Below are 20,509 nucleotides of genomic sequence, written 5' to 3' on the forward strand. Positions count from 1 at the left end.
TCAATCGATGTGCGTATGCGCATTGTGATGGCCGCAGGCGTGAGGAGCGCAGCGAAGAATCTCTCCCGGCCCGCGGATTTCCAGAAAACCGCAGAACCCGCAACGCTTGCCCCCGCCAGCGAATAACCGCGAATACTTTCTCAGCCAGCCAGCAACTGAAGCGCCTGATAGCTTTCAATCACATCCGGGGCACTGCACCCGCGTGTTGCCAGGTAGTGCGCGTTGAAGACCGTAAAGTAGTGTCGCAGGATCTGCGCTGCGGGCATTTCTCCAGCCAGCATCAGGCAACTGATGGCCGCCTCGGCGGTAGAGAATCGATCATTTTTCCCGGAGTCTCGCACCGCGTAAGATTTCACCAGTGTCTCGGGCAAACGCAGGCAAGGAATCCCATCCAGCCAGCGGCTCAAGCCGACCATGCGACTGCACTGCTTCCAGGTTCCATCCAGCAGTATCAATGTGGTTTTTTTGGCTCCGGATGGCAGGCCCCGAACAATTTCTCTCGAACTGCTCTCGGATCCGTCTGCCGGAAATACCACAAAGCAATTCCTTTCCGGGTCATTCAGTAATTCTTTCAGGCCCGCTGGCGCTTCGAGCCGGTTCCACAGGAAGACTTTCGTAGCGGGAAAGACGTCGACAATCAGACGGCCGGTGTTGGTGGGCTTGAACAGTTCCTTGCGGTGCATCAGCAACACAAATTCCACCGAGCTTTCCGCGCTCGGCCTCCAGGCGCACATACAGGCGAACTCGCCCATCTGGCAGTCGGGACAGCGGTTTACGCTTTTACCTTTGGCCTGGAAAGGCTTGGTGGATTTAGCAAGCTCCTGGTCTCGGAGGCGAGTGTATGTGGTGGAATGCATAACCATATTTGAACACGACTTGGATCTAGCCGCGGATCAGAAAAACCGCGGGGCTCCGATGGTATTGGATCTCGATTAGAAAACGGTTGAATTCACGCACTGGCAAGTTTCATCAGCACCAATCCCGAAACAATCAGAATCGCGGCAACGATTCTCATTGCATTCACCGGCTCCGCCAAAAAAATAATTCCCACGAGAAAAGCCCCGATAGCGCCGATGCCCGTCCAGATGGTGTAAGCGGTACCGAGCGGGATACTCCTCATGGCGATGGCTAACAGCCAAAAACTGCCCAGCATCGTGACCAGCGTGAAGAGGGAAGGCACGAGCCGGGTGAAGCCGTGGGATTGCTTCATGGAGAAAGCCCAAACAACTTCCAGGGCTCCGGCAACGAGAAGGTAGGTCCAGGACATTGACTGCTCCGTTTCAAACAGGGCCAGGTCGTCCTCGGCATCAATACCCAGAATGGGGGAGGCCGTCCTCCTTCAGTTGGCGGCACAATAGCGCACGTGCAAAATTTGATCAACCAGTTTCCATACCTTATGCTGGATTTTTGTGTGCGCTCGAGCAAGCCTCACTAGCTGAGAGATATCCCGAAGGGCTACTTCAAATGGCCGAGGGAACTGCCGTCAATCCGCTGCAGGCCAATATGCGTACGCTCCTTGGGATACTTGTACATCACAGCATTGGTCATGGTCAGGCCAGGTCGACCCTATTCTCTGGGTAACGCCAGTATTTAAATAGCAAACCGTAAAATCCCGCTCGCCCAGCTGGAGGGTTTTCGATACCCCTCCAAAGAAAGGGGTATACCTTTCCAATTAGCAGACACTAATAATTAATCTCGCCCATCCGAGAACCCCTCCCCCGGAGATTCCGCAAATGAGGCCAAGGCAAAGTAGTCTCTATGGCTCGGACTTCCTGAATTCTCGACTTTCCATTTCGCATAAACTGGTGATTCAGTCTGAAGCATATGTCTCATATGCGCGAAATCTCGCATTGGTAAATCGACGTAAACCTCGGAATCGTTCATATTTACAATAGTTGGACGTACTTGAACGGGACCTTCACCAGGGTAGTCGTCCCCTGTGCGCCCATTCCGCGCCCATTCTCCTATCTCCTCCCTGCGATCATCCCAAATTTCACGAAACCGCAACGTCAGATAGATATTTTCTCCGCCACCCACTCTGAATGGTACTCCTACCATCGTTATTACCCCCTGATGATCAGCGCTCCTTCGATACTCAATGCCGTATTTATGAATTTGAATAAACATTTCAGACATCGGAACATTCTCCATTTTTGGTATAAGTGTGATGTTGGCTGATTAGCAAGACACCTGACGCGGTCCGACTTGAAACATGCCCACTACAACCATTTTGTCTTGACACACGCTTCATAGCGCGGCACTCACAACTGAAATTACACAAGAAGGATTTCGTACCGAAGCGAAATTAGCGCCAAGTTGCTGGTTAACCAGCATAGATTGACGGATTTTTTAACGAGCTAGGAAACCCGGCAAAAGAAATCGCTGATATATCAAAAACTTGGACAACCCTTTCAATCCCACCATCGCACCAAACTGAATGGCCCGCCATCAAAAAGTAGCGGGCCTTTTTTTATCTTCGATCGGGCCTGCCTGGGTAGAACACAAATACGCTCGGCCACTCGCCGTAACCTGCTGGTGTATTTTCGCGCAGCCGTAGAGGAACTCACGACCATAAATCCGGTACGGCCTGCTACTTTTTAGTGTTACTCCTAGCCACTCATACGCGGCCCAGGCGCAGTGAGTAGCCGGCAAGCAAAAGGATAAATTGCCGTCAGAACAGCGAATAACGATTGAACGATCAAATTCTAACTAGAAGGAACTAGCCATGAAACCGATGCGATTTTTTGCCGCATTTTTCTTCAGCTTTTTGATTGCACCGCCGCCACTTGCCAGCGCTCAGCAGGACTGGCGGGAAATGGACTGGGGCGATTTCATCGTCCGGCTCGGCGGCAGCTACATTCACCCGGACGACGAATCGACCTCCCTCAAGTTCCGTGTGCTGCAGCACTGGGACCTGTACAACACGAGCTGGGAAATAGATACCGCCACCACCTGGCAGATTTCCGGCGTCTGGCGGCCGATGGAGCAGTGGGGGGTGGAGCTCTTGCATATCAACGGCGCCGAATACGATGTCGACCTGGACTATTTCACCGGCACCCCCGGGCGTGAATTGATCGAACTGGGGGACTTCAAGGCGACGTCCACGCTCGCGTTCGCCAACTGGTATATGCTCGACGACACCTGCCTGGGGCGTCCCTATCTCGGCGTTGGGATCAACTATACAGACTTCCACGACGTCAGCCTGAGTGGCGAATTCAGTGATTTCCTGATCAACTCGGGCCTGGCCACCGGCAGGGGCAATTTCAACCTGGGGCACTCCTGGGATTGGGCGGTGCAGGCCGGTGTCGACCTGAGTTTCGGCCGCAACTCACCGCTGCTGATCAACGCCGCAGTCCTCTACTTCCTGTCGGATACCGACGCTACCGTAACCTTCCCGACCGAACTGGGGCAGAACCGCCTCTATGCACAGTTTGACTATGACCCTTGGATCGTCAACCTAAGCTTCGGCTTCAAGTTCTGACGACCCTTACGACTTACTATGTTGGGCCGCGACCGAAGCCGGTGGCGGCAAGATCAAAATTATCAGCTATGTTGTAGGGCGGAACGGCTTCGCTTGGATCCTCAAGAAAGCGGCAAATGCCACGGATAATTTCAGGAATAATCGTGGGCGGAATTCACCATAAAAGCGCTTCGGCATTTCGAAGAACCGGCAATGTCAATAGCTGTTTATCCATGGGGTTCTGCGCTATTGCTGCACTTACCGCCATCACCGACAGCGCCCGGGCGGACTGCACCCCGGGCAATACCGGCACTGCCGGCAGCGACCATATTTCCTGTGACCGAGAAAATGATGCCGAAGGCGCTGATGTGGATGCCCTTGGCGGCGACGACACCCTAGACATCAACGGTACAAACGTCGGCGCCGTATACGCCGGTGAAGGCGACGACACTATCAATATCGGCAGTGAGAACGCTACTGATATCTCCAACCCCGAAGATATTAACCTCGACGACGTAACAACCATAAACAATGTGTATGCCGGCGAAGGCGACGACACAGTCTTTATCAAAAAAGGCGCGGAAAGTGACTTCAGCGACCTGGATGAAAGGGATTTCAACAATAGGGATGCGGCGGAAGAATTAGCCGACGAAATCCAAGTCGATCTCCATCAAATTTCCATTGAGAACCTGATCGATACCGGCTCGGGAAACGACACTATTATCGTAGAAAACCGCCTATCTCGAATCGGAGACGTTCTTAATGGCGGCGGCATCGATAGCGGTAGCGGCGACGATACCATCGAACTGCTGGATGGATTGGTAATTCACGTCTGGAGCGGCATCGGCAATGACAGCATCATTCTGGACGGCGGTTTTGTCTTCAACTATATCGACGCTGGAGAGGGCGACGACATCATCTACTGGGATGAGGGCATCGCCAACGAAGTGCGCGGCGGAACCGGTTCCGATGATCTCACAATCGATGCCGCGGCTTACGAGAACGGCCCGATACTGGACGGGGGTGACGATGTCCACACTGGTGATGGTTATGTAGATACCCTGACGTTTATCCTCGACCACGAGCAGGACGGCCGCCTTCTGCGAAACTGGGAACGCATCGTCGTTTGGGGCAGCTCCACGATGAGGTTTTTCGGCGCCCTGAATGTGGGTGGCGGCGTGGATACCGGCGGTACCGATCTGGGCCTGGATATTCTGTTCGGCGGCGTGGTGCAGTTCATTCCGCGAAATTTTAATGTCACCGGCAATATCGCCAACGCGGGCACCCTCGATCTCGACTACAACAACCGCTTCGACACACTGACACTGAGCAAAGACGCCGATGGCAACTATGGCAATTACATTGGCAAAGGCGGCAGACTTTGGCTGGACGTCAGGCTGAACGGCGATGGCTCGCCCGCTGATCAATTCAAGGTTGCCGGCGATACCTCCGGGCGGACGTTTATCCGCGTCACCAATCGGGGCGGAATCGGCGCTGCGACCAGCGGCGACGGCATCAAACTGGTAGAGATAGACGGCAATTCCCCCGCGGATGCCTTCGTGCTGGACGGCGACTTCGTCGCCAAGGACGGACAGCCGGCGGCAGTCGGCGGCGCCTACGCCTATACATTGCACCACAGCGGTAAGGCGGACCCGGGAGATGGGGACTGGTACCTTCGCTCGCTGGCAACCCACCCGGAGTATTTAGAAGTCGGCGAAGCACCGCGCTGGCAGCCGGCGGCGGTTATGTACGAGACCTATCCCCAGCTGCTGCGCTCCCTGAACCAGCCCGCCAGCCTGCGCAGCCGTGTCGGCAATCGCTTCTGGATGGGTTCCAGCTACAAGGATGTCAACAACTGCAACTATGACACTTCGGTGGAGCGGTCCATCGACGGCGGCGGTGCCTGGGTGCGGGCCAGCGCCCGCCAGATTGACGTAGACCCCATGGAGTCCACCACGTACACACGGTGGGAACAGGACTATTTCCGACTGCAGCTTGGGGTCGATGTACCGCTCAATTTCACCGTGATGGGCACCCAGCCGATCGCCAGCGTCGCATTGCATTACGGCGATTCGGAAAACGACCTGGAATCCTTTTACGGCGACGGCAATATCGACGTGAAAGGCTATGGTGTCAGCAGTTTTATGACCTGGTACGGCACCCGGGGCACCTACTTCGATGCACAGTTGCTATTGAACTGGTTCGAATCTGATATCACCGCTTTCGACCTGCGCGATCTGACCAAGGGCGAGGATGCCTTCGGCTATGCCTTCTCCGTCGAGGCGGGTCGCAGTTTCAAATTACGCAACCTCTATTCCATCACACCCCAGGCGCAGCTTGTCTACTCCAAGGAGGAGGCTGATGACTTCCACGACTCCTACGACGTGAAGGTCACCGATATCAACAACAATGGCTTCCTGGCGCGTATCGGCGCGACCATAGAAAAGCGGGCCACCCGGCGCAAATCCGGCCCCAATATGTACGGCGAGCTTCCGCTGGAGCGCTTCAGTTTCTACGTCACGCCCAGCGCCATCTACAACATCGACCAAGAGAGCCATATCAACGTTTCCAATACTACGCTGTACCAGCAGCCGGACGACTGGCTCGGCGAACTGGTTCTCGGCGCCACCTACGACGAGTGCGGCGATCGATGCTCCGTTTACGGAGAAATCTACCTGACTTCCAGCCTGGAAAACTTCGGTGACAGCACCGGCGGCGGACTGGTGTTCGGCTTTCGCTACAAATGGTAGCGCTGGCAGACAGGGCCGGCAGCGCACGCGAAGCCGTCTAGACTGAATCCTAGGTTGTGCGGCCCCCTGCGGTGGCCCCGGCCTTCCACCAGTGCAAATACCGAGGACTTCACCATGAACAGCGAGCGCAACCGGATACTGACCGGCGCTTCACTGGCATTGGCCGCCGCCAGTCTGATCACCAGCGGCGCCAGCCTGGCCGCCGGCAAACAGGCCCAGAACGGCGAAACCACCGACCTGGTTCACTGCTACGGCGTCAATGTCTGCAAGGGCCACAACGACTGCAAGACAGACAAAAATGACTGTGCCGGCAAGGCCTCCTGCAAGGGTACGGGCTTTGCCGCCATGCCGTCCAAAGCCTGTACCGATGTGGGCGGCAAGGTGCAGGACGACTGGAAAGGCTCGGTCAAGACTGCCGACCTGGCGCAGTGCTATGGCGTGAACGTCTGCAAGGGGCACAACGACTGCAAGACCGCCAAGCACGATTGCGGCGGCAAGTCCTCGTGCAAGGGCACCGGCTGGGTCGCGATGCCCGCCAAGTCCTGCACCAATATCGGCGGCAAGGTCGGCAGCTAGCGGGCCCTGCGCCAAGCTAGGCAACAGCCCGCTTCGCCAAAACGTCCAGCTCCGTGTCGAGAAAGCTCGGATTAGCGCTGCTGGTCCCGCGCTTTCTCGCCCCGGTCTGAACGCTTTGGCTGTGCCCCTTCGCTGCCGAACTTCACGCCCGCACCACCAGATCCGTTTCGACTGCACCGGGACCGCCATGCCGGAAAACATAACTTCCCCCGCCAGCGCGTGCACACCAATGCCCTTCCTCGGCTTCGGCCTGGGGTTGCGCACCCAGCATTTTCAGCAGTTGCTGGAGCAGTCGCCGGCGGTGGACTGGTTTGAAGTGGTGTCGGAGAACTTTATGGTCGCCGGTGGCAAGCCCAGATATTTTCTGCGCGCCATCGGCGAGCGCTACCCGCTGGTGATGCACGGCGTGTCCCTGTCGATCGGCGGCACAGATCCGCTCAATCTCGATTACCTGCGACAGCTGAAGGCCCTCGCGGAAGAAGTGCGGCCCGCCTGGGTGTCGGACCACCTGTGCTGGACCGGCGTCGATGGCCGCAACAGCCACGACCTGCTACCGCTGCCCTACGCCGAGGAAGTGGTGGATCACGTGGTTGCGCGCGTGCGGCGTGTGCAGGATTTTCTCGGCCGGCAGCTGCTGCTGGAAAATGTGTCCAGCTATCTGACCTTTGCCGAACAGTCGCTGACGGAATGGGAATTCTTGGCCGAAGTCTGCGCGCGCGCCGACTGCCTGATGCTGCTGGATATCAACAACGTCTATGTCAGTGCGCGCAATCACGGCTTCGATCCGCGCGAATACATCGACTTTCTGGATCCGGCGCGGGTGCAGCAGTTCCATCTCGCCGGCCACTCGGACTACGGCGACTATGTGATCGACACCCACGACCACGACGTGCCCGATCCGGTGTGGGAACTCTACCGGCACGCGCTGCGCCGTTTCGGCCCGGTGAGTACGCTGATCGAGCGGGACGACCACATCCCCGAGCTGCCGCAGATGATCGCGGAACTGGATATGGCCCGGCACATCTTCGCCGAGGTCTGCGCCGCGGAGGCGGCATACGCGCCGTGAGTGAGCTACTGCGCGACCGCCAGCGCCAGCTGATGGCCTATCTGCTCCACGGGGACGCCGCGATAGACGCGCATATTTGCGCTGGCGGCACCGCCGACAAGTCCACCCGCCTCGGCATCTACGCCAACGCCTATCGCAAGCGCCTGCAGGAGACCCTGGATGCGGACCACCCGATGCTGGGCCTCTACCTGGGCGATGACCTGTGCGAGCAGATGGCGTATGGCTATATCGACCGCCACCCCTCACAGCACCCCTCCCTGCGCCACTTCGGCGAGCAGTTGCCGGATTTCCTCGCCGCTGCCGAGCCCTTCTGCCGCCAGCCACTCATCGCCGAGCTGGCGCGCTTCGAGCGGCTGCTGATGACGGTGTTCGATGCGGCGGACGCCGGGCGGCTGTCACTCGACAGCCTGCAGCAACTGCCCGCCAGCGCCTGGCCGCAGCTGCGCCTGTGTTTTCACCCCAGCGTGCGGCTCTGGCACAGCGGCTGGAACTGCGTACAGGTGTGGCAGGCGCTGCGCGCCGAGGAGGTCCCGCCGCCTCAGGAAAGGAGGGAATTCCACTGGCTGCTGTGGCGCAACCGCGAGCGGCTGACCGAGTTCACCTCGGTCGCAGGGGCCGAACTGATCGCGGTGCGCGCTGCATTCGACGGTGCCGACTTCAGCCGGCTGTGCGAGCACCTGTTGGAGCTGGTTCCCGCGGAGCGGGCCGCCGGCACCCTGGCACAGCTGCTGCAGGCCTGGATCCAGCGCGGCTGGCTGAGCGGTGTCGACCAGGCAGAGTAAGCCGGCTCCCGCGGGGGCTGATCGCGGGCGGCGCGCCGTCTGGAGCTGGGCCTTCTACGACTGGGCCAATTCCGCCTTCGCCACCGTGGTGCTGGCCGGCTTCTTTCCGCTGCTGTTCCAGGACTACTGGAACGCGGGGGTCGCCGCCGAAACCGCCAATCTGCGCCTCGGCTGGGCCAACGCCGCCGCGTCACTGGTTATTGCCCTGGGCGCGCCGCTGCTCGGTGCCTTCGCCGACGCCGCCGCGGCGCGCAAACGCCTGCTGTTGCTGTTCGCCCTGCCGGGCATGCTGGCCACCGCGCTGCTCGCCGGCGTGCCCGGCGGCGCCTGGCTGGCGGCAGCGCTGCTGTTCGTCTGCGCCACCGTCGGCTTCCTCGGCGCCAACCTGCTGTACGACGCGCTGCTGACCAGCGTCGCGCCACCGGAGCGCTGGCACGCCGTCTCCGGTCTCGGCTTCGGCCTGGGTTATCTCGGCGGCGGTCTGCTCTACCTCGGCTGTGTCGCCGCCGCACTGAAGCCCGACGCCTTCGGCTTCACCGACGGCACCCAGGCGGCGCTGGCGGCCTTCGTGATGACCGGGCTCTGGTGGGCGATCTTCTCGGTGCCGCTGATGCTGTGGGTGCGCGAGCCGCCGGCCTCGGCGCCGTCCGGTGACGGCAACCTGATTGGCCGGACGCTGGGGCAGCTGCGCAACACTCTCGGCCAGTTGCACCGCTACCGCAACGTCGCGCTGTTCCTGCTGGCCTACTGGCTGTATATCGACGGCGTCGGCACCGTGATCCGCATGGCCGTCGCCTATGGCCGCGCCCTGGGCTTCGAGCGCGCGCACCTGATTCTCGCGCTACTACTGGTGCAGTTTGTCGGCTTCCCCGCGGCAATCCTGTTTGCCCGGCTCGGCGATCATATAGGGCCGCAACGCGGCATCTATCTCGGCCTCGCCGTCTACACGCTGGTGTGCGTCTGGGGCGCATTCATCCGCGCGCCCTGGGAGTTCTTTGTGATCGCGGTGTTGATCGGACTGGTGCAGGGCGGCGTGCAGGCGCTCAGCCGCTCCTGCTATGCGCGCCTGATTCCCGCCGCACAGAGCGGCGAGTTCTTTGGTTTCTACAACCTGATGGGAAAGTTCGCCGCATTGATAGGGCCGCCGCTGTTCGGGCTCTTCGGCGTCTGGTTCGGCGATGTGCGCTATTCGATGCTCGCGCTGATTCTGCTGTTCGCGGCGGGCGGGCTGCTGCTGTCGCGGGTGCCGGCGGCGGCGTTTGAAACCGGAAGCGGCGACTCAGCGCAGTAGATCAAACAGCCCGTATTCGGAGAAAACCTTGCGGATCTTGCGGTCATTGCCTGCGCGCCTGTCCCAGTTCTTCTTTTTCAGGGACTGTATCTGTGATCCAGAGATGGTCAGGAAACGGCTTTTCCAGTAGCGCGGATCGTCAACCCGCGCGCAGAGGGTGCCCTTCTTCAGGCTCATGGCCTTCAGCCATACATCGTCCGCATCCGGGCAGAGCGCCATGAATTTTTCCTTGTCGAATGCGTCCCGGTCGAGCGCTCCGGGAAAATACAGCACGCCCCCCATGCCGGTCGGGAACACCAGTTGCGAGGCCTTTCCGTCGAAGACGCCGGACTGCCATTTTGCGTAGGGCAGCAGCTCGCCGTTTCTGTCGAGCAGCATCTTGTGCCCGCGATTGCAATAGATATGGGAGGGATCGCGCCGGTAGGCGCGGTACAGCATGTCAATCATATCCGGCGGGTAGAGGATATCGTCGTCGACCGTGATGATCAGGCTGTCCGGGAACTGATCGAAAGCGTAGACATACTTCTTATAGGGCCCCAGGTCCTCCTCGACGAAGAAAACCTGCAAACCGCGTTGCTGCTGTTTGCGCAGGGTTTCCGGCAGCGTCTTGTCGGGAAAATTCCTGGTCGACAGCCACAGTACGATGGCATCGGCTTTTACCGACTGCTGGAACAGGCTCTCGATGCACAGATAGACATCGTTGATGCGCTTGTCAAAAGACGTCAGGGACACAACGATATTGTGTTCCTTGTCGTTGCCGACTCCCTGTTCGCCGCCCGCCAGGGCCTGCTGCGCCAGCAGCTGCCTGCGAACCATGGACTCCAGTTTCAGGTTGTTGCTGGCATCGTGCTTCTGCAGGCGCCTTTTCAGGAAATTCAGGACCATACGGTGTCGTCTATTCGCGATCTGGGGAGCATTGTACCCAACTTTGCCATGCTGCCTATGCCGGGAGCGCAAGCCGGCCCTGTGCCAGGCCAGGTGCAGCCGGCTTCGGAGCCCGCGTTATAGTGCCTTTAAGTGCCTCACTCGGCTAGGGACTGGTCTACGATTTCTGAAAATTGGGCGGTGGGGATGGTTACGGGCGGGGCAGGAGTCTGCCCCGGCAGGTGGCGGGGGCCGCCGCTCTTTTGCCCTGCGGCGGCCCCGGAGCCAGTTCTCCGCTAGCGGGCAGCTTCGACTGCCTGTTTGTACAGCGACTTGCGCGGCTGCGAGAACACCCGCCGCAGCATCGGTTCGAAGAACGCCAGTGGCAGCACTTCGCCGTCCGCATCGAACGCCGGCGCATCGTATTTGGACACGAACTCCACGGTGCGCCCGTAGTACGGATGCTCTCGGTACTGCTCGCGCAGGGTGCGCTCCATGCCCAGGTACTGGAAGAAGTAGTAGCCCTGGAAGATCGCGTGGTGCTTGACCATCCAGTAGTTTGCCTCGCTGACGAAGGGCTCCAGCAGCACCGCGGCCACGTCGGCGTGGTTGTAGCTGCCCAGGGTATCGCCGATGTCGTGCAGCAGCGCGCAGACCACATACTCCTCGTCTCTGCCGTCGCGGTGGGCCAGGGTCGCGGTCTGCAGGCAGTGGGTCAGGCGATCCACCGGGAAGCCGCCGCAGTCGCCCTGGAGCAGCTTCAGGTGGGTGATGATGCGGTCGGGCAGCTCCCGTGCGAAGGGCCCGAATGCCTCGGCGATAATCTGCCAGTCCTCGGCGGTGCCGTTCTCCATGTGGGTAAACTGCGCCTGTTCTTCGCTTACATGTTCCATATCGATGCTCCTCAGTCGCGGTAGCCGGGATCGATGCGGTCGAGCTTGCGCAAAAGGCCCGGCCAGGCGAGCAGCCCGCCCTGGCTGCTGGTGACCTTGTCGCCCTCACCGCAGATCTTGTCGATGATCGGCTGCGGCACCGGCGTCAGCGGGCGATTGCCGGCCAGTGCGGCCACCTGTATCTCGCAGGATCGCTGCAGTATGTACATGGCCAGGAAGGCGTCGGCTACTGTCGGCGCACAGGTCAGCAGGCCGTGGTTGCGCAGGATCAGGTAGTTGGCGGAACCCAGGTCACGCACGAGGCGCGCCTTCTCGTCCTCACGCACGGCGATGCCCTCGTAGTCGTGATAGGCCAGGCTCGACAGCGGGAACAGCGACTGCTGGGAGATCGGCAGCAGCCCCTCGCTGTGGGCGGCGACAGCGACGCCCTCGACGGTGTGCGTGTGCATCACGCACTGGGCATCTTCGCGCGCCTCGTGAATGGCGCTGTGAATGGTGAAGCCGGCCGGATTGACCGGGAAGGGGCTGTCGCCCACCTTCTCGCCGTGCACGTCGATCTTGACCAGGCTGGACGCGGTGATTTCGTCGAACATGGCCCCGAAAGGGTTGATCAGGAAATGGTGTTCGGGCCCGGGAATACGCACGGAAAGATGGGTGAAGATGAGATCGTCCCAGCCGTAGTGGGCGATCAGCCGGTAGGCAGCGGCCAGGTCGACCCGCAGCTGCCACTCCACATCGCTGACCTTGCCCTGGAGGGACGGTATTGAATCCAGTTGCGCTTGCATCGGTTTTCTCTCTTATCGTTATTGGATCTCTATTGAATCTCCGCATTCTAGAAACAGGCCTGCCCCGAAGACTGTCAACTTGTTTACACTTGGCGGATGACCGAACTTCTACCCATTCTCGACGCCTGTCCGCTGCTCGCCGGACTGCCGCCGGCGGCCAAACAGGCACTGGCACAGCTGGCGCGCCCCCAGCGCTATGCCGCCAATGAAGTGATCTACCTGCCCGGCACCATGCAGAGCCAGCTGTCGATCGTCGCCGAGGGGCGTGTGCGTATCTGTTCCAGCAACGCGGCTGGCCGCGAGGCCACGCTGGCCATACTGGATACCGGCGCCTGGTTCGGCGACACGGTGTTCTCTCCAGGTATGCCGCGGGTCTTCGGGGCCAGCGCCCACGACGACTGCCTGGTAGTCGATGTGCCCGGCGAGGCGCTGCGCAAGCTGATGGATCGGCATCCGGAGGCCTACCCGGTGGCACTGGACCTGGTGAGCCGCCGGCTGTGGGCGGCCATGTCGATCATCCAGGATGATGTGCTGCGCGGTACCGAGGCGCGCATCGGCCGGCGCCTGCTGTTCCTGGTGCAGATGCACAGGCCGGCGGACGACGCCGGCGGCGCGGCCAGTTTCCGCCTGACGAAGGAGCTTATCGCGAACACGATGGGCATGACCCGGCAGGGCGTGCACCGGGTGTTGAAGAATATCGAGGCGCGGGGCCTGATCGAGTTTGCCTACGGCCGTGTGACCATTCCCGATCCCGCGCAACTGCAGGGCTATATCGAAGGGCTGGACTGAGCCACCGCGCGGCGGCGGTGACCCAGCAGGGGAAGATCAACCGGCCCCGGAGACCTCTGTGGCCCCGTCGGGCTGGGCTTCCCTGGCGGCCGGAATCACCCGGCGGCCGTAGGCGGCCAGCAGGAAGCCGATCGGGAACATCAGCACACCATAGATGGCGGACGGGATCGACATCTCGCTGGAATGCAGCAGGGTCAGCGTCACCATCAGTCCGAGCGTACCGTTCTTGATGCCGAGCTCGGTGGCCACCGCGAGCGCTTCGCGCCGGGACAGGCCGACCGCGCGGCTGCACAGCAGCCCCAGGCCGATGCCCAGCAGGTTGAGGACGATCGCCGAGGGGCCGGCCTGCACCATCAGCTCGCCGATGCGATCGCGAATGCCCCACACCAGGCCGATCACCAGCACCGCCAGCACCAGGCCGCCAAAAATACTCACAATACCCTCGGCGCGGCTGGCCAGAGCTGGCCGCCAGGCGCGCACCAGCATGCCGATCACCACCGGCAGCAGCACGATCGCCGACAGCATCGCCACCGTCCTGCCGAACGGCAGCACGATTGCCTGCTGGGTATCGAAATAGGTACGCAGCGCGTAATTGGTGAGCACCGGCAGGGTCATCACGGTGATCAGGCTCGCAGACACCGTCAGCACGATCGACAGCGCCACATTGCCGCGCGCGAGCAGGGTAAACAGGTTGGAAGTAGTGCCGCCCGGGCAGGCGGCGATAATCACCAGGCCGACGGCGATGGCCGGCGGCAGGCTGAGCGCCCAGCAGAGTGCAAAGGCGATCAGCGGCATAACCAGGATCTGGGCGACAGTTCCGATGATCAGTCCTGCAGGCTTCACCGTCACCTGGTGAAAGTCCCTGGCAGTCAGGGTCATGCCGATACCGATCATGATGATAAACAGGGAGATCGGCAGGCCGATCGAGATCATAGGTCCGGATTCCACACAATGCTCCTCTAATTATTATGTAGCTGTGTCTGCTTCAACCCTAACACAAGGGCCGGCGAACGCACGGTGTATTTCGCAACCTGACCGTAGCGCGCTCCCCGGCTGAATGCAGCTTGAATTGACCGCAGGACATCAAATGTCATCGGAAGCATCGATGGTGAAACCGGACCACTGGGCCAATCTGCTCTGGGCACTCGGTGCCCCGCATATCGCGCGCGGCTTCGGCCTGCCGTGGCTGCCGTCGCAGCGGCAGGCGGAACTGAGCGGCTACTTCTCGCGCGCAGAGGTTCGCGAGCGGCTGGCATCGCAGCTGGATTCCAGCCTGCGCCGGAATGACGAGCGGAAGAAGACGGCGCGGCTCGGCGTGTATTTCGAGAATCTCTGGGCATTCGCATTCGCCCAGCACCCCGCCTACACGCTGATCTGCCGCAACCTGCCGCTGCGCGCCGGGGGCCGCACGCTGGGGGAACTGGATTTTGTCGTGCAACACCTGCCGAGCGGCGCCACCGAGCACTGGGAAATCGCGGTCAAGTTCTATTTGCAGGTGCAGGGCGAGTACTGGGTCGGACCGAGCATTCGCGACCGGCTGGATATCAAACTCGCGCGGATGCGCGAGCACCAGCTGCCGCTGATTCGTCAGCCGGCCGCGCGGGAAATACTGCAACAGCGGGATATCCATATCGACCGCCAGTGGGCGCTGATGCCGGGGCGCCTGTTCCGGCCCCTTGGCGAGGAACAGGCGATGCTGCATGCGGCGATCAACCCGGAGACCTGCCGCTACTGGTGGGCCCCGCTCGACGAGTTCCACTTTCACTTCCGCCGGCAGCCCCTGCGCTGGTGGCACCTGCCGAAACGCGCCTGGCTGGCGGACCGCGGCTACCGGGCCGCGCACGGCGACAGCGTCGACAGCCTGGTCGAGACACTCCGCGATCGCGGCCTGGAAAGGCCGCTCTGTGTCGCGGCCCGGGAAGCGGACCGGGATGCGGACAGAGAGATCAGCCGCGGCTTTATCGTGCCGGACGACTGGTACGAGACCGCACTGGACAGCCTCTAGGGACCCCTGAACGACAAGCTCCCGGCACTTGGAATTGACAAGCGCCAAATTGTCTTTACAATTTTCAGAAATTTCTGAAAGTTAAGAAATCAATGAAATTATCCAGTCAGGCCCAGGCATTCGTGCTGCATTTCGGCGAGATGGGCAGCCGCTGGGGATTCAACCGCACCGTCGGGCAGATGTTTGCGCTGCTCACCATCCACCCCGAACCCGTGAACGCGGACCAGCTGGCCCAGGCGCTGAAGATCAGCCGCGGCAATGTGAGCATGGGGCTGAAGGAGTTGCAGGCCTGGCGCCTGGTGGAACTGCACCACCAGCCCGGCGATCGCAAGGACTACTTCACCGCCGCCGGTTCCATCTGGGACCTGGCGCGCACGGTGTTCGAGGAGCGCCGCAAGCGCGAGCTGGACCCCACCCTGACCCTGCTGCGCCAGCTGCTGCTGAATGATCCCCAGGACGAACAGGAAGCCCAGGCGCAGGAAAAGATGCAGGAGGTCTATGACCTGCTGGAGCTGCTGGATCAGTTCGCCAACACCCTCAGCAGGCTGGAACAGAAAGACCTGCTTAAATTGATGAAGCTGGGTTCCGGAATCAGCAAGCTGCTGGAGCTCAAAGGCAAGGTAAAAGGAGGCGCGTCCAGAGCCAAATAATCTTCCGCGGAGCAAATCACTCCTGCGAGCCCGGACAGCAATTACCGCTTATTAGTAGAGGTTCCCATGCTTGATACCCTGATCCTGTCGAGGATGCAGTTCGCCGCCAACATCAGCTTTCATATTCTCTTTCCCACCATCACCATCGCCCTGGGCTGGATTGTTTTCTTCTTCAAACTGCGCTTCGAGCAGACCAACAACCCCGTGTGGATGCGCGCCTACCGTTTCTGGGTCAAGGTGTTTGCGCTGAACTTTGCCCTAGGGGTCGTCAGCGGCATCACCATGTCGTTCCAGTTCGGCACCAACTGGCCGGGCTTTATGGAAAAGGTGGGCAATATTGCCGGGCCGCTGCTGGGCTACGAGGTGCTGACGGCCTTTTTCCTCGAGGCGACCTTCCTCGGCATCATGCTGTTCGGCATCAACCGGGTGCCGAGCAAGATACACACCCTCTCTGCATTCGTCGTCGCCGTCGGCACCACCCTGTCCGCCTTCTGGATTCTGGCCCTCAACTCCTGGATGCAGACCCCGGCGGGGTTCGAAATACGCGACGGCGTCGTCCACGCCAGCGACTGGCTGGCGGTGATCTTCAACCCCTCCTTCCCCTATCGACTTACTCATATGCTGCTGGCCTCGGGCCTCACGGCATCCTTTTTCGTGGCCGGGCTGTCTGCGTACCGCATCCTCAAGGGCGACCCCAAGCTGGCGCCGCGCCTGGCGCTGAAGACGGGCCTGGTGCTCGCCGCCATACTGGCGCCGATCCAGGCCTTTGTCGGCGACCTGCACGGCTTGAACACGTTCGAACACCAGCCGCAGAAAATCGCCGCCATGGAGGGCGTCTGGGAGACGGAAAGAGGTGCGCCGCTGCTGCTGTTCGCCATCCCCGACGAGGCGCAGCGCACCAACCACTTCGAGATCGCCATTCCCAAACTGGCGAGCCTGATCCTGACCCACGAGCGCGACGGCGAGATTCGCGGCCTCAACGAATTCGAGGGCAATCACCCGCCGGTCAAGCCGCTGTTCTTCGGCTTCCGCATCATGGTCGGCATGGGCGTCCTGATGCTGGCCGTGGCCTGGACCGGCTGTTTCCTGCTGCGCAGGCGCGGCGAACTGCCGCGCTGGATGCTCAAGGTGGTGGTGGCGATGACCTTCTCCGGCTGGGTCGCCACGCTGGCGGGCTGGTATGTCACCGAGATCGGTCGCCAGCCGTGGCTGGTCACCGGCGTGCTGAGAACGGCGGACGCGGTAACACCGCTGGCGCCGGCCAATGTGGGCTTCTCGCTGACCCTGTACCTGCTCGTCTACGCGGTGCTGTTGTGGGCCTATATCCACACGCTCGGGGTAATGGCGCGCAAATCGGTCAAGGTCGAGGAATTCGAGACGGAATCGCCGCAGGCGGGCGGCAAGCTCACCAACCTGCCCGAAGCCACCGAGGAGGGCGCAGCATGAGTGTGGAATCCCTGACTTTCGCCGACTGGCTGCCGGTGATTTTCATCGGCCTGATGGGCCTCGCAGTGCTCGTCTATGCGGTACTCGACGGCTACGACCTCGGGGTCGGCATACTGCTGCCGATGGACGCGGACAGCGAGCGCCAGCGGGACACGATGATCGCGTCGATCGGTCCCTTCTGGGACGCCAACGAAACCTGGCTGGTGCTGGCGGTCGGGCTGCTGCTGATCGCCTTCCCCACGGCACACAGCATGGTGCTGATGCACCTCTACATTCCCACCGCAATCATGCTGATCGGCCTGATCATGCGAGGCGTGGCCTTCGATTTCCGCGCCAAGGCGGCGGTGGACCACAAGCTGTCCTGGGACCGCACCTTCAAGGCGGGCTCGCTGCTCACCAGCCTGACCCAGGGCTATATGCTCGGCCAGTATGTGATGGGCTTTGAGCCCGGCTGGCCCACACAGCTGTTCGCGGCGCTCAGTGCCATAGGTGTCACCGCCGCCTACAGCTATATCGGTGCGGCCTGGCTGATCATGAAAACCGAGGGCGAGCTGCAGCGGCGCGCGATCCGCTGGACCCACAGCGCCGGCCGGGCGGCTTTCGTCGGCGTAGTGGCGGTTTCCCTCGTCAACCCGCTGGTGAACCCGGGCGTGTTCGACCGCTGGTTTACCTTTCCGCTGGTGATGTTCGTACTGCTGATACCGATGCTGTGCTTCTTCGCCTTCGCCGCCAACGAGGTACTGCTGCGGCGCCTGCCAAAGGTGGACGACCGCCACAGCTGGATTCCGTTCGTCAACGTGCTGCTGGTCTTTCTGCTGAGTTTTACCGGCCTGGCTTTCAGCTTTTACCCGGAAATCGTGCCGGGGAAGCTGGATATCTGGCAGGCGGCCAGCGCACCCGAATCGCTGCAGTTCATTCTGGTCGGCGCGGTCATCGTAGTTCCGGCGATCCTGGCTTACACGGTGTTCTCCTACCGGGTGTTTCGCGGCAAGGCAACGGAGCTGCGCTACCACTAGCCCGGATATTGCACCAGGGGGCCGCGATGATCGCGCCCCCGGTGCAATATCCGGGCTGGACGGCCCTTCGCAGCGCGGGGGCTTCCTCGAAGTTATTTGTGGAAGGCGGAACTAAACCACACTTCCGGCAAAACACTCTTGCCCCGCGCGGCTACAGCGCCAATAATTGCCGTCACCAAAAGACAAGTATTTACAGGGAAGTAAAGCGCTTAGTCGGCGTTCCGCCGCTTGCGCCAGTCGGGGTGTGAATTGAATCAGGTCGATCGACGGGCAGCCAGCCAGCGCGACATTGCGAGTCCGCGCAAACCGCAACGCAAAAATGGCCGCGAGAAGTACGAAAAGCTTCTCGATGCACTCGAAGTTCTCATTTCCGAACAGGATTCAAATGATATCAGCCTCGCCAACCTGAGCCAGGTTGCCGGGGTACCCGCCGCATCGGTGTACCATTTCTTTCCCAGCGTCGATGCCAGCCTCACTGCACTGGCCGAGCGCCATTACCGCTACTTCAGCGAGACCCTGCTCTGCCGCACGGATTTTTCGCCGCTGGAGAGCTGGCAGGATCTGTTATTCCAGATCTGCGATCTGATACGTTCCTACTACGACGACAATACAGCGGCACTCAAGGTGCACTTCGGCCCGCAATCGAGCTGGCCGCTGCGTCAGCTGCAGCTGGAGCACTGCGGGCGCCTGGCCGACACCCTGCTGAAAAACCTCTCGCGCGATTTCGAACTGCCGCCGTCGCAGGACTGGCGGGAACGCTTCATGCTGGCCGTGAATATCAGTGACGCATTCCTGTCGCAATCTTACACCCGGTTCGGGCGTATCACTGACGGGATTGCCGCCGAAGGCAAGCGGGCCGCGGCCGCCTACCTGAAGCTCTACCTCGGCGAGCTTCCACAGCGGCGCCAGCACCGCTTCGCGCCGGCTGGCGCATTCACAACCTGAAAATTCTCGGGGCACTCAATTATCCGACAGCTGGAATGGCGAGCCGCTTGCCGCGCCGCTTGACGCGCGCATTACGGCGCTTTTCCCGGCGCCGGGACCAGATGTAAATGCCGGTAACCGACAACATCAGCGGCGACAGGCCGATCACACACCAGATCACTTTGCTCACCAGGCCGGCAAAATCGCCGAAGTGCAGCCGGCGATAGCTGTCGACGATCTTTGCACCGAGGCTCGCCTCGCGGATGTCGTAGCTCACCATGTGCTCGCCGCTCTGGGCGTTGTAGGTCACATTGCTGGCGTACTGGCTGAGCAGCGGATTGCCGGAGTGGACATCCCCCCAGAAGGTGAAGTTGGCGCCCGGCTCCCAGGGGAAGGAGATGTAGGTAGCCTCGATATTCCGCACCCGCTTGGCGGTGTCATCCATCAGCGCCTGCAGTGACAGCTCGTCGTTGTAGAGGCGCTCGGCCATCTTGTAGTGCTCGGCGCCGCCGGCGTGTTCTTCCAGCTCGTGGGCAAAATGGGTGATGTTCCACCAGGCCCCGGTGAAACCGAGCACCAGCAGAATGGGCGCACCGATGATGCCGGTCATTTTGTGCAGATCGGAAAAATACACGATCAGGCGCGCGTTCCAGCGCAGGGTGAAAAAGTTCTTCCAGAACTTGCGGTAGAGAATGAAACCGCTGATCCCCAACAGGCACAGCAGAATGGAGAAGACACTGGTAATGAGCATACCCCAGTCACCCACCAGCAGGGTGTAGTGGAGATCCAGCAGCCAGTCGGTGAGGTGATGGGTCAGCCCCATGGGCGGGCGCAGCGGCTCGCCGGTGTACTGGTCCAGCAGTGCATAGGTCCACTCATCGGTGCCATGCTGCATGGTGTAGACGAGATCGGCGCGGTCGCGATCCTGGAACAGCGCCCAGCCGACGATTTCATAACCGGGAAAATTGCTGTTCACCGAGGTTGCCAGCGTATCGAGGTCCAGGCGCTCGCGGCCGGCGGCATCCACCCGCACCTTGTCCGCAATCAGCAGCGCGTCGATCTCGTGCTTGAACACCAGAATGCTGCCGGTAACGCAGATCACCAGCAGCGGCACAAAGGCGATCAGTGCCATCCAGCTGTGCAGTTTGAACAGGGTCTTGTTCATATGGATCAAATATCGCAGAAAAAATTGCCGGGTTTCAGTACGCAAAA

At 60.9% G+C, this 20,509-nt stretch carries 20 protein-coding genes; 12 read left to right on the forward strand and 8 right to left on the reverse strand.

Annotated features, from left to right (window positions below; translation table 11 throughout):
- Positions 1–140: 140 nt before the first annotated feature.
- The 3 genes from RRF64_RS08410 to RRF64_RS08420 all read right to left on the reverse strand — a co-directional run bounded on the left by RRF64_RS08410 (position 141) and on the right by RRF64_RS08420 (position 2,136).
- Positions 141–863 carry a tRNA-uridine aminocarboxypropyltransferase gene (locus tag RRF64_RS08410; protein WP_323845386.1) on the reverse strand — a complete coding sequence of 241 codons (723 nt, stop codon included), beginning with the start codon at positions 861–863 and terminating at the stop codon, positions 141–143.
- 86 nt (positions 864–949) lie between these two features.
- Entirely contained in the window at positions 950–1,267 is a 318-nt protein-coding gene (locus tag RRF64_RS08415) for a DMT family transporter (protein WP_323845387.1), read from the reverse strand.
- 422 nt (positions 1,268–1,689) lie between these two features.
- Positions 1,690–2,136: a hypothetical protein gene (locus RRF64_RS08420; protein WP_323845388.1), complete on the reverse strand. Its 447-nt coding sequence runs from the start codon at positions 2,134–2,136 to the stop codon at positions 1,690–1,692.
- Between the two features lie 589 nt (positions 2,137–2,725).
- Between RRF64_RS08420 and RRF64_RS08425 the strand changes: the two genes are divergently transcribed.
- From RRF64_RS08425 to RRF64_RS08450, 6 genes are all read left to right on the forward strand, one after another.
- Positions 2,726–3,481 carry an OmpW/AlkL family protein gene (locus tag RRF64_RS08425; protein ID WP_323845389.1) on the forward strand — a complete coding sequence of 252 codons (756 nt, stop codon included), beginning with the start codon at positions 2,726–2,728 and terminating at the stop codon, positions 3,479–3,481.
- 212 nt (positions 3,482–3,693) lie between these two features.
- Positions 3,694–6,210, forward strand: coding sequence for an autotransporter family protein (locus tag RRF64_RS08430; RefSeq protein WP_323845390.1), 2,517 nt, complete (start codon positions 3,694–3,696; stop codon positions 6,208–6,210).
- A 114-nt stretch (positions 6,211–6,324) separates the two neighbouring features.
- Positions 6,325–6,786: a BufA2 family periplasmic bufferin-type metallophore gene (gene bufA2, locus RRF64_RS08435; RefSeq protein ID WP_323845391.1), complete on the forward strand. Its 462-nt coding sequence runs from the start codon at positions 6,325–6,327 to the stop codon at positions 6,784–6,786.
- Between the two features lie 187 nt (positions 6,787–6,973).
- Positions 6,974–7,852 carry an MNIO family bufferin maturase gene (gene bufB / locus RRF64_RS08440; RefSeq protein WP_323845392.1) on the forward strand — a complete coding sequence of 293 codons (879 nt, stop codon included), beginning with the start codon at positions 6,974–6,976 and terminating at the stop codon, positions 7,850–7,852.
- Positions 7,849–8,634: an HvfC/BufC N-terminal domain-containing protein gene (locus RRF64_RS08445; protein WP_323845393.1), complete on the forward strand. Its 786-nt coding sequence runs from the start codon at positions 7,849–7,851 to the stop codon at positions 8,632–8,634. Before bufB ends, RRF64_RS08445 begins: the two co-directional genes overlap by 4 nt.
- Entirely contained in the window at positions 8,615–9,925 is a 1,311-nt protein-coding gene (locus tag RRF64_RS08450) for an MFS transporter (protein WP_323845394.1), read from the forward strand. Before RRF64_RS08445 ends, RRF64_RS08450 begins: the two co-directional genes overlap by 20 nt.
- Here RRF64_RS08450 and RRF64_RS08455 read toward each other — a convergent pair.
- The 3 genes from RRF64_RS08455 to RRF64_RS08465 form a co-directional block, all read right to left on the reverse strand.
- Positions 9,914–10,810 (reverse strand): glycosyltransferase family 2 protein, encoded by an 897-nt coding sequence (locus RRF64_RS08455; protein WP_323845395.1) that lies wholly within the window; start codon positions 10,808–10,810, stop codon positions 9,914–9,916. The genes RRF64_RS08450 and RRF64_RS08455 overlap by 12 nt on opposite strands.
- A gap of 275 nt (positions 10,811–11,085) precedes the next feature.
- Positions 11,086–11,682: an HD domain-containing protein gene (locus tag RRF64_RS08460; protein WP_323845396.1), complete on the reverse strand. Its 597-nt coding sequence runs from the start codon at positions 11,680–11,682 to the stop codon at positions 11,086–11,088.
- An 11-nt stretch (positions 11,683–11,693) separates the two neighbouring features.
- Positions 11,694–12,467, reverse strand: a complete 774-nt coding sequence (locus RRF64_RS08465; RefSeq protein WP_323845397.1) for a class II aldolase/adducin family protein — start codon at positions 12,465–12,467, stop codon at positions 11,694–11,696.
- Between the two features lie 96 nt (positions 12,468–12,563).
- Between RRF64_RS08465 and RRF64_RS08470 the strand changes: the two genes are divergently transcribed.
- Positions 12,564–13,256, forward strand: coding sequence for a Crp/Fnr family transcriptional regulator (locus tag RRF64_RS08470; RefSeq protein ID WP_323845398.1), 693 nt, complete (start codon positions 12,564–12,566; stop codon positions 13,254–13,256).
- Positions 13,257–13,292: 36 nt separating this feature from the next.
- Here RRF64_RS08470 and RRF64_RS08475 read toward each other — a convergent pair whose 3' ends face one another.
- On the reverse strand, positions 13,293–14,204 hold the full coding sequence (locus RRF64_RS08475; RefSeq protein WP_323845399.1) for a bile acid:sodium symporter family protein: 912 nt from the start codon (positions 14,202–14,204) through the stop codon (positions 13,293–13,295).
- A gap of 139 nt (positions 14,205–14,343) precedes the next feature.
- Here RRF64_RS08475 and RRF64_RS08480 point away from each other — a divergent pair, with 139 nt between their 5' ends.
- From RRF64_RS08480 to RRF64_RS08500, 5 genes are all read left to right on the forward strand, one after another.
- A complete protein-coding gene (locus RRF64_RS08480) occupies positions 14,344–15,261 on the forward strand; it encodes a DUF1853 family protein (RefSeq protein WP_323845400.1) in 918 nt (305 codons plus the stop codon).
- A gap of 92 nt (positions 15,262–15,353) precedes the next feature.
- Positions 15,354–15,911 (forward strand): GbsR/MarR family transcriptional regulator, encoded by a 558-nt coding sequence (locus tag RRF64_RS08485; RefSeq protein WP_323845401.1) that lies wholly within the window; start codon positions 15,354–15,356, stop codon positions 15,909–15,911.
- Between the two features lie 66 nt (positions 15,912–15,977).
- A complete protein-coding gene (locus RRF64_RS08490; RefSeq protein WP_323845402.1) occupies positions 15,978–17,357 on the forward strand; it encodes a cytochrome ubiquinol oxidase subunit I in 1,380 nt (459 codons plus the stop codon).
- Positions 17,354–18,373: a cytochrome d ubiquinol oxidase subunit II gene (locus RRF64_RS08495; RefSeq protein WP_422732613.1), complete on the forward strand. Its 1,020-nt coding sequence runs from the start codon at positions 17,354–17,356 to the stop codon at positions 18,371–18,373. Before RRF64_RS08490 ends, RRF64_RS08495 begins: the two co-directional genes overlap by 4 nt.
- Before the next feature lie 249 nt (positions 18,374–18,622).
- Entirely contained in the window at positions 18,623–19,318 is a 696-nt protein-coding gene (locus RRF64_RS08500) for a TetR/AcrR family transcriptional regulator (protein WP_323845403.1), read from the forward strand.
- Between the two features lie 19 nt (positions 19,319–19,337).
- Here the strand turns inward: RRF64_RS08500 and RRF64_RS08505 are convergent, their stop codons facing one another.
- Positions 19,338–20,462 (reverse strand): PepSY-associated TM helix domain-containing protein, encoded by a 1,125-nt coding sequence (locus tag RRF64_RS08505; protein ID WP_323845404.1) that lies wholly within the window; start codon positions 20,460–20,462, stop codon positions 19,338–19,340.
- Positions 20,463–20,509 lie beyond the last annotated feature (47 nt).

Origin of the sequence: Microbulbifer magnicolonia, assembly GCF_035117725.1 — a bacterium.
In the GTDB taxonomy this organism is placed as follows: domain Bacteria; phylum Pseudomonadota; class Gammaproteobacteria; order Pseudomonadales; family Cellvibrionaceae; genus Microbulbifer; species Microbulbifer magnicolonia.

Bases quoted from the DNA above. Each gene is read 5' to 3' on its own strand.
- RRF64_RS08420 (WP_323845388.1), bottom strand. From the start codon at position 2,136: ATGTCTGAAATGTTTATTCAAATTCATAAATACGGCATTGAGTATCGA.
- bufA2 (WP_323845391.1), top strand. From the start codon at position 6,325: ATGAACAGCGAGCGCAACCGGATACTGACCGGCGCTTCACTGGCATTG.
- RRF64_RS08505 (WP_323845404.1), bottom strand. From the start codon at position 20,462: ATGAACAAGACCCTGTTCAAACTGCACAGCTGGATGGCACTGATCGCC.
- RRF64_RS08465 (WP_323845397.1), bottom strand. From the start codon at position 12,467: ATGCAAGCGCAACTGGATTCAATACCGTCCCTCCAGGGCAAGGTCAGC.
- RRF64_RS08460 (WP_323845396.1), bottom strand. From the start codon at position 11,682: ATGGAACATGTAAGCGAAGAACAGGCGCAGTTTACCCACATGGAGAAC.
- RRF64_RS08410 (WP_323845386.1), bottom strand. From the start codon at position 863: ATGGTTATGCATTCCACCACATACACTCGCCTCCGAGACCAGGAGCTT.
- RRF64_RS08470 (WP_323845398.1), top strand. From the start codon at position 12,564: ATGACCGAACTTCTACCCATTCTCGACGCCTGTCCGCTGCTCGCCGGA.
- RRF64_RS08425 (WP_323845389.1), top strand. From the start codon at position 2,726: ATGAAACCGATGCGATTTTTTGCCGCATTTTTCTTCAGCTTTTTGATT.
- RRF64_RS08485 (WP_323845401.1), top strand. From the start codon at position 15,354: ATGAAATTATCCAGTCAGGCCCAGGCATTCGTGCTGCATTTCGGCGAG.
- RRF64_RS08430 (WP_323845390.1), top strand. From the start codon at position 3,694: ATGGGGTTCTGCGCTATTGCTGCACTTACCGCCATCACCGACAGCGCC.
- RRF64_RS08490 (WP_323845402.1), top strand. From the start codon at position 15,978: ATGCTTGATACCCTGATCCTGTCGAGGATGCAGTTCGCCGCCAACATC.
- RRF64_RS08455 (WP_323845395.1), bottom strand. From the start codon at position 10,810: ATGGTCCTGAATTTCCTGAAAAGGCGCCTGCAGAAGCACGATGCCAGC.
- bufB (WP_323845392.1), top strand. From the start codon at position 6,974: ATGCCGGAAAACATAACTTCCCCCGCCAGCGCGTGCACACCAATGCCC.
- RRF64_RS08495 (WP_422732613.1), top strand. From the start codon at position 17,354: ATGAGTGTGGAATCCCTGACTTTCGCCGACTGGCTGCCGGTGATTTTC.
- RRF64_RS08480 (WP_323845400.1), top strand. From the start codon at position 14,344: ATGTCATCGGAAGCATCGATGGTGAAACCGGACCACTGGGCCAATCTG.
- RRF64_RS08415 (WP_323845387.1), bottom strand. From the start codon at position 1,267: ATGTCCTGGACCTACCTTCTCGTTGCCGGAGCCCTGGAAGTTGTTTGG.